Here is a 6,858-nt window from a genome sequence, read left to right as displayed (position 1 = left end):
CCTAGCCATTGATGCAACTGACCGAATGCATTGGTCATATTCAAAGGCAAGTTGTAGGTTGGCGGCGCTGGTTTTTGGACGGGAGTGTTTAAATTCACTGCAAAACACATATTTTGTCAGTTTTATTTAAACTATAACCTATCTTGTAAATGGTATTGATTTCTATCCATCCACCGAGCCTAAGAAGCTTCTTTCTTAAAGACATGATCACCATATTCAATGCATTGTCACAGACGAATGAATTGGGCCATCCCATTTTTAGTAGATGGTGTTTGGTTAAATGCTCCCCTTGATGAGTGAGTAACTCTTTTAGAACTAAAAATTCACTGAGTGTGAGCTGGATGGGTTTTATCGTTGGGTGGTCGGCTAGCGAAATTCTTAGCGACCCTTTATGTAAGATTAAGTGCATAAACAAACAGCCAGTTTAATTATCATACCCGTATTATTTATTTGCTGCGATTACATGCAAGGTCAGGTTGAATATTAATCTGGCTATTATGCCTACTTAATGGGTTTTCCTTTCATATTACACATCAAACGAAACCATTTTATTTGCTGTTTTTGTATTAGTTATTTCAGTTTGTTTAAGTTCAACCTTACAACGTTCGCTTTGTGAGTTGAACGCGACTTGATTGCTAATAGGGTTTGAAGCGCAGTCAGAAGTCGGTACTTTCCCTGTCCAACGCACAGTGACATTTGCGGCCGCCGACTGAAAAGAGATAAGAGTTGCTAATACTGCTGTTGAAATAAAGATTAATGAACGCATATTTAGGCACCTTTTATTAGTGTTGTGTTGATATGCCTAGTTTGGTAGCGATAGGGCAGGTTGTAAAATAAATAGTTATAAATTCAGTTGCATTAAAACTTGAATGGTAATTTGTAGCAGAGGGAATAGTAGGAAACCAAAATAAAGGCTGGCAGTGAAAATTAAAACGGAGTGGGCGATCAAATGAAAGGGGAGGCTAATTTAAAGACGTTAAACTTGAGTGAAATCACTTAAGGACAGCGGGTTAGCCTAATGAGCCGTAGCTAGGAATAGCCACGGCATCAAATTGACCGCATTTGGATTTAACAAGAATCTAAGCTTCGTTAAAACAATATAGGCTAACAATAACTTTGAGCTTGGGTGCGCAATGCATTTTTTAGGTTCGTCGGCAGTTGTGAACGGTGTATACCCTGGATTGCACCCTCTAACGACCAAACTAACTCGATGGTTGGTTTATGGTGGGTATGCTGTTGGATAGCCTCTACAGCACCAATCGTGCCCAGGTTTTTGAGTTTCTCAATGGAGTTTATACCCGCTTTCTCAAGAAGTTGCTCAGTTGAGAATCGCATGTTGGGTAAGTCTTTGAGCCTTTCGGGAGCAGAAATATAACTGCTTTGTGATCTCTTTATTTGCTCTAGTGCGATTTCTGCTTCACATAGAGTCAAAGAATACTTGCTCCAAGGGTTTGCTGGCAACTTGTAATAATCCGCATTCTGACTTACTCCAAGTACGCTCGCATTCACCTTGGGGTAGCCCTTGTTAATAAAGTAGCCTTCTTGTGCCGGTGTTCCTCTGAGGTACAGCTCCCCACTTTTATGTAGAACGAGCAAAACGTGATCTACATAGAAGGCCGTTACGCCAAATATTTGTTTTATAGACACTCGACCTAATTGTTCCAAGCGTCTAAAAGTATGTCTGAAAAGTTGAGCCATTATTTTCACTCGATAATCATAAAAAGTGTGATCTATTGTCCAAATGTAGCCAGCAGTGAATATGGCATAAGCCAAGTTAAAAAACAGACAATGCCATTAGGCATGCCGGTTATTTAAATTCTCGATCTGCCATATCAGTTTTGTAACAGACGGTCAAAATTAAGGGGGTCACGAAGGCGGGAGAAATTGGTATGTATAGCATCGACACAAATGTATTTTTAATGGCGACGGGTTGTAACTTTCAATCGGATATTGGCGTTCGATTTCGTCAGATTGCTATTAGAAGTTTGCACAAGGTTAATGATGATATTCTTCAAGGAGGTGAGTCCAATCGAGCGCTCGCCCATAAAGTGAAAGGCATTGCGTTATCTTGCGGGGCTACAGAGGTTGCAAGAATTTGTCTTAAATTGGAGCACTACGACGCGGTAATCAATGAAAGTGCAGGAAAAAAGATTTTGATGGATGTGTCTAACGCCATGATTCAACTTTTTGACGCTTAAGTTGGAGGATATGAACGTGTCTTTTAAAAATAAAATCATTTTCACCAACGCAACAATACTGGTTCTATTTGTGGTGTTGCTTACGTACTCCGCTATCGAAATCGTTCAGGTTTCTTCACAAAACCAATTTGAAGAGATAAAGGAGAGCATTACGGGAAATAACAAAAAGCTTCTACTTACCTTTGTGAAAGCTCAAAGTGTAACCCTTGATAAAGAGGTCGAGCTGATCACTGAGGAAGTGGATCATGTGGCGATTGATTTTGCTCATGATTTTGTTAATGAATCGAAAAACGAGGCACTTCGTAATAAACAGCTGGCTTATATCAATACTAAGCTTAAGCCCTTTATCAAAAAGGTGCTTTTTATTGACACTGAACGCAACCAAGAAGTCTCTATCACCGAAAATGGTATTGTAAGCCGCTCTATTTCTGTCGATTTTAGTCGCATGATCCACTACAAGAATTTCTATATAGGGAAAGAAGTTAAAGTGGGGCACGTCACTAAGTTTGCCATTTATATCCGTCCAGAGCACTGGGATAACGCGTTACTCAAATTTGATTTAGATTTAGAGTATTTTTCTCGTTCACTGACTTTTGAAAATATGATCGATGAATTCCAATACCGTTATTTCTTAGTAGACGACAGCGGCAAGCTTATCGCGTCGAATCTACAACAGAATGTCGACCAATTGATGTCTGAAAGTGTTTTTGATGAACAAATTCAAAAGAGTGTCGGAAGCCATATCATGTCACATTACTTGGGTAGTTTTGTGGTAAGTGGCGAAAAAGGTGTTTTCAATGTCACTTTTGTTCAGAACCGTCAAACCGGTTGGAGGTTGATTTTAGTCACGCCAGAGCATGTGATTCGTTCCAGTTATGCGACCACCAAAGAGCTGGTTTTATCTGGTGATAACTCGTTGATCAAACGCCTGTTCTTTGCTTATATCCTTTTGCTTGGTCTGTTTTTAGCTATTAACTCAATCGCGGTGAATAAGATGCTGATACCTATTTCTAAATTGATCGCACAAGCTAAATATCTAAAGCAGCGTGATTTTAATAAATCCAGACATACTGTTTATAGTAATGGAGACGAAATTGAACAGCTTTCAAAGGCTTATTCTGAGGCTGGGATCCAGATTCAAAATTTGATTGAAGGGCTTGAATATGAAGTTGAAGAGCGAACGAAGCAGTACGAGATAGCAGCGCAAGAGGCGAGTGAGGCCAATAAACAGAAATCGGTGCTGCTTTCAAATGTGTCCCATGAGGTTCGCACGCCACTGAACGCGATTATTGGTTATACACATATGCTAAGCCATAGCAAAAACTTTGACGAATATCGCCATCAGCTGAACGGTATTTCGAGTGCGAGCAATACTATTTTAGGCATTGTGAATGACCTATTGGATTTTGAAAGAGTAAAAGCAGCAAGCTATTCATTAAACCCTAAATGCCTGTCAGTAATGAGTTTGATGCGCGAAATTGAAAATACGTTTTTTCCGCTTAGCGAGTCTAAACAATTGTCGCTTGATATTATATGCAATGTCGATGCTTCGACAACATTGATGATTGATGAGCTTCGTATTAAGCAAGCAATCAATAATATAGTTTCGAACGCATTGAAGTTTACAAACAAGGGAGGGGTGACAATAGAAGTTTCAACCGACGATAGAGCATTCAATATCTCCGTAAGCGATACTGGAGTCGGTATTCCCCAAGATAAATTGGATGCGGTGTTTAACGGCTTTGAACAGGTTAATCAAGAAGACCAACAGTTTGGTTTTGGCTTGGGCTTGGCGATAACTAAAACCATCGTAGAGTTAATGAAGGGTTCGTTGCGTGTTGAGAGTGTGCTCGGCACCGGTAGTACTTTTGTTATCTCACTCCCAGCTCAAGAAATTATGAATGTTCTTGAGTGTTCTAACGGTGTTGCTGAACAGGTATATAACGTTAGAGAGCGCTTAGACTGCACAAGTAAAAAAGCCTTGATCGTTGATGATGTTGAGTTCAACCGAGAAATTCTAGAGTTCCACTTAAACGAGCTAGGTTGTGAATGCATGACCGCGAATGATGGTTTGGAGGCTTTAGCACTCGCTTCTGAACATGACTTTGATGTTGTACTGACGGATATTTCAATGCCGGTTATGGATGGCATTGAGCTTGCTTCTGAGTTGGAAAAGCGTAAGCCATCGTTACCTATAATTGCCGTTACGGCACGAGCTACCATTCAAGAAGAGGCTCGAATGGACCAATACTTTTCGTGTTATCTAACCAAACCGCTCAACCCGAGCGATCTAAAGCTAAAGCTTCATTGCGCTTTATCAGGTGGTACTTGCTAACTTAGTTAAATACTCCTACCTATAACCTGAGGGTAAGCCATCTTCGGATCTTCATGTATTATTTTCATCTGTTTTTCTGAGAGTTATGGGCATTGTCATCAAGATAATGCCCAAACTGTTATGAAAATAACTATCATCCAATAAGTGTTGAGAGTAGCTGGGCATTTTCAAATTATTCAATCACAGCTTGCCCTTAGCTTTTGTTCGTATTTAATTAAAAATAAGCTAAATCACAATAACGAATAAGAAAATAAAGCTATGTTTGGAAATATTATACGTACGTTTCGTGTTAATAATGGTTTGTCTCAAACTAATTTTGTTGATGCGATTCAAAGAAGTAACTCTAACTTTAACAACCTGGACGTTGTGACACTAAGCCGTTGGGAAAGAGGAGTAACAACTCCCCACTTAAAACGTCAAAACGAGTTACTGGACCTTATTGGAGTCAACATATTTGATGTTTGGGAGGCAAACGACTCACAAACAGTTCTCACAGGGTTAACGAATAAATTTAATAATAACGGTTATATTGATATGAACATGCACGTCCAAACAGAAGTTACGGTGATTAACTCAAATAATTCATTCCTTCTTGGGAAGATTACCAAGTTAATTGATGTCATCTTTGAATATGAGGATAACGTTATGCTCAGTAATTTAGAAGATTTAGGTCTGAGTAGAAAGGTAATTATTGAAAAAATAATAAATCAATATTCTGGAGAGTTAACGCTCGTCACGGTTAATGGGCAATTAATCGGACACTTATTAAGTGCTAACTATAATCTTGCAGCAGATTTTTTGGAGCAAGTCTTAGTATCTAAAGAAGATAGAGCACATTTAGTTGTTACTTTTAACTGCACTCATTATTCGTCATTTACAGACACAATGGGCAGAGAGGCGTACAAGTATCTACAAAGCTTAAATCCAGATAAAGAGCTTTATATACTACTGAAAAGCAAAAGGATTTTTGATCTGTTTTTTTCATTGGGCTGCGAGTATCGAAGTGTAAGAAGTAACGATAGATCAATGAAGGTCATGAACTTGGATTCAAAGAAAATGAAATCACAACGCACTTGGATGGATATTATTGCAAACTATAAAGGTGAAGAGAATGAATAACACAGTATTGATTGTTGACGATGTTGAACTATCGAGAGAGGTCATTAAAAATGCGGTCTCTTTATCTAATAAAAAAACATCTGTACAGTTTGCAGAAAATGCGTTCGATGCAATGAGCAAAATGCAAAACGCATCATTTGATTTGGTGATTATGGACATCATGATGCCCAATGGCGATGGATTTGAACTCTTGAGTATGATGTCGCAACAAAATGTTGAGTCTAAAATAATCATTATTTCAGGTTTGGATAAATCCATTGTTAGCTCGGTGAGTATGCTTGGAAAGCTCTATGAGTTAAATGTTGTCGCTTCACTAGAAAAGCCTATTTGGGCTAACCAAATAAGTGAGTTGGTTGATAAAGCACTTGAAGTTGAAACCATAACCAAAAGCGAGCTTGGCTTTGGTAACCGTGCAACAATCATCGATGACGATTTTCCCATCAATCTGGTTTATCAGCCGCAAGTTGTTTCGGATATAAATGTTATTTCGGGGTTTGAAGTGTTGTCACGATGGTCTGATGAAAACGGGACCTTACTTCCACCGAGCTATTTTTTGCCAGTAATTGAAGAGCTAGGAAAGCAAAAGGTTTTTACCAATATCGTGATAAATAAATTCATTCAGGATTATCATCTCCACTTCAGTGAACTTGATAAATCGTTGAGGTTCTCAATTAATATCGATCCTAATTTACTGACTGATGAATCTGTTGTCGATAATCTACTCGAGATCTATAAGCAAGGTATTGAGCATACTATCGTTGTAGAGCTGACTGAAAAGGGGCTTTCAGGCAATATTGAAAAAGAATTGTTGGCAAATATTTTACGGCTAAGGTTGAATGGTTTTGAGATCTCTATAGATGACTTTGGGATGGAAGCATCGAATATTGAACGTATTGTCAAACTGCCTATTAGTGAGATAAAAATAGATATAACCATTACATGGGGACTTTGCCATAACATTGATTACATGCAAAAAATCGATGAAGTTAAGAAGCTCGTTTCGGTAAAAAACGCACGTATTATCTATGAGGGTGTTGAAAATAAAGACACCTGTGCATTTCTGGAAGCTCTAGGCGGCTTTAACCAACAAGGTTTTCTTCATGGGGTTCCATCACTACCTGAAATTGTAGTTGAGATGCTCGCAGAGCAAAAGGAGCTAGATTACGTCGCTTCTGAATATACTTCTAATCATTAACAACGTATTAG

7 protein-coding genes are annotated in these 6,858 nt (G+C 38.7%); 4 read left to right on the top strand and 3 right to left on the bottom strand.

Features of this window, described 5'->3' with window-relative positions; genetic code table 11:
- Window positions 1-94 precede the first annotated feature (94 nt).
- The 3 genes from AB4351_RS19990 to AB4351_RS19980 all read right to left on the bottom strand — a co-directional run bounded on the left by AB4351_RS19990 (window position 95) and on the right by AB4351_RS19980 (window position 1,698).
- A complete protein-coding gene (locus AB4351_RS19990; RefSeq protein WP_017061716.1) occupies window positions 95-409 on the bottom strand; it encodes a helix-turn-helix domain-containing protein in 315 nt (104 codons plus the stop codon).
- Between the two features lie 117 nt (window positions 410-526).
- Window positions 527-766 (bottom strand): hypothetical protein, encoded by a 240-nt coding sequence (locus AB4351_RS19985; protein ID WP_017061717.1) that lies wholly within the window; start codon window positions 764-766, stop codon window positions 527-529.
- A gap of 338 nt (window positions 767-1,104) precedes the next feature.
- Entirely contained in the window at window positions 1,105-1,698 is a 594-nt protein-coding gene (locus AB4351_RS19980; RefSeq protein WP_372126949.1) for a TfoX/Sxy family DNA transformation protein, read from the bottom strand.
- Window positions 1,699-1,889: 191 nt separating this feature from the next.
- Between AB4351_RS19980 and AB4351_RS19975 the strand changes: the two genes are divergently transcribed.
- The 4 genes from AB4351_RS19975 to AB4351_RS19960 all read left to right on the top strand — a co-directional run bounded on the left by AB4351_RS19975 (window position 1,890) and on the right by AB4351_RS19960 (window position 6,847).
- A complete protein-coding gene (locus tag AB4351_RS19975) occupies window positions 1,890-2,198 on the top strand; it encodes an Hpt domain-containing protein (protein ID WP_017061719.1) in 309 nt (102 codons plus the stop codon).
- Between the two features lie 10 nt (window positions 2,199-2,208).
- Entirely contained in the window at window positions 2,209-4,533 is a 2,325-nt protein-coding gene (locus AB4351_RS19970) for an ATP-binding protein (protein WP_102319993.1), read from the top strand.
- A gap of 258 nt (window positions 4,534-4,791) precedes the next feature.
- A complete protein-coding gene (locus AB4351_RS19965; RefSeq protein ID WP_372058423.1) occupies window positions 4,792-5,652 on the top strand; it encodes a helix-turn-helix transcriptional regulator in 861 nt (286 codons plus the stop codon).
- Window positions 5,645-6,847: an EAL domain-containing protein gene (locus AB4351_RS19960; RefSeq protein WP_372126947.1), complete on the top strand. Its 1,203-nt coding sequence runs from the start codon at window positions 5,645-5,647 to the stop codon at window positions 6,845-6,847. The genes AB4351_RS19965 and AB4351_RS19960 overlap by 8 nt, the downstream gene beginning before the upstream one ends.
- The last annotated feature ends 11 nt before the right edge of the window (window positions 6,848-6,858 follow it).

Origin of the sequence: Vibrio sp. 10N.261.51.F11 (assembly GCF_041471665.1) — a bacterium.
In the GTDB taxonomy this organism is placed as follows: Bacteria; Pseudomonadota; Gammaproteobacteria; order Enterobacterales; family Vibrionaceae; genus Vibrio; species Vibrio crassostreae_C.
Note: the sequence above shows the minus strand (reverse complement) of the source record. Positions and strands in the feature narration are given on the sequence as shown.

Bases quoted from the DNA above. Each gene is read 5' to 3' on its own strand.
- AB4351_RS19985 (WP_017061717.1), bottom strand. From the start codon at position 766: ATGCGTTCATTAATCTTTATTTCAACAGCAGTATTAGCAACTCTTATC.
- AB4351_RS19975 (WP_017061719.1), top strand. From the start codon at position 1,890: ATGTATAGCATCGACACAAATGTATTTTTAATGGCGACGGGTTGTAAC.
- AB4351_RS19970 (WP_102319993.1), top strand. From the start codon at position 2,209: ATGAACGTGTCTTTTAAAAATAAAATCATTTTCACCAACGCAACAATA.
- AB4351_RS19990 (WP_017061716.1), bottom strand. From the start codon at position 409: ATGCACTTAATCTTACATAAAGGGTCGCTAAGAATTTCGCTAGCCGAC.
- AB4351_RS19960 (WP_372126947.1), top strand. From the start codon at position 5,645: ATGAATAACACAGTATTGATTGTTGACGATGTTGAACTATCGAGAGAG.
- AB4351_RS19965 (WP_372058423.1), top strand. From the start codon at position 4,792: ATGTTTGGAAATATTATACGTACGTTTCGTGTTAATAATGGTTTGTCT.
- AB4351_RS19980 (WP_372126949.1), bottom strand. From the start codon at position 1,698: ATGGCTCAACTTTTCAGACATACTTTTAGACGCTTGGAACAATTAGGT.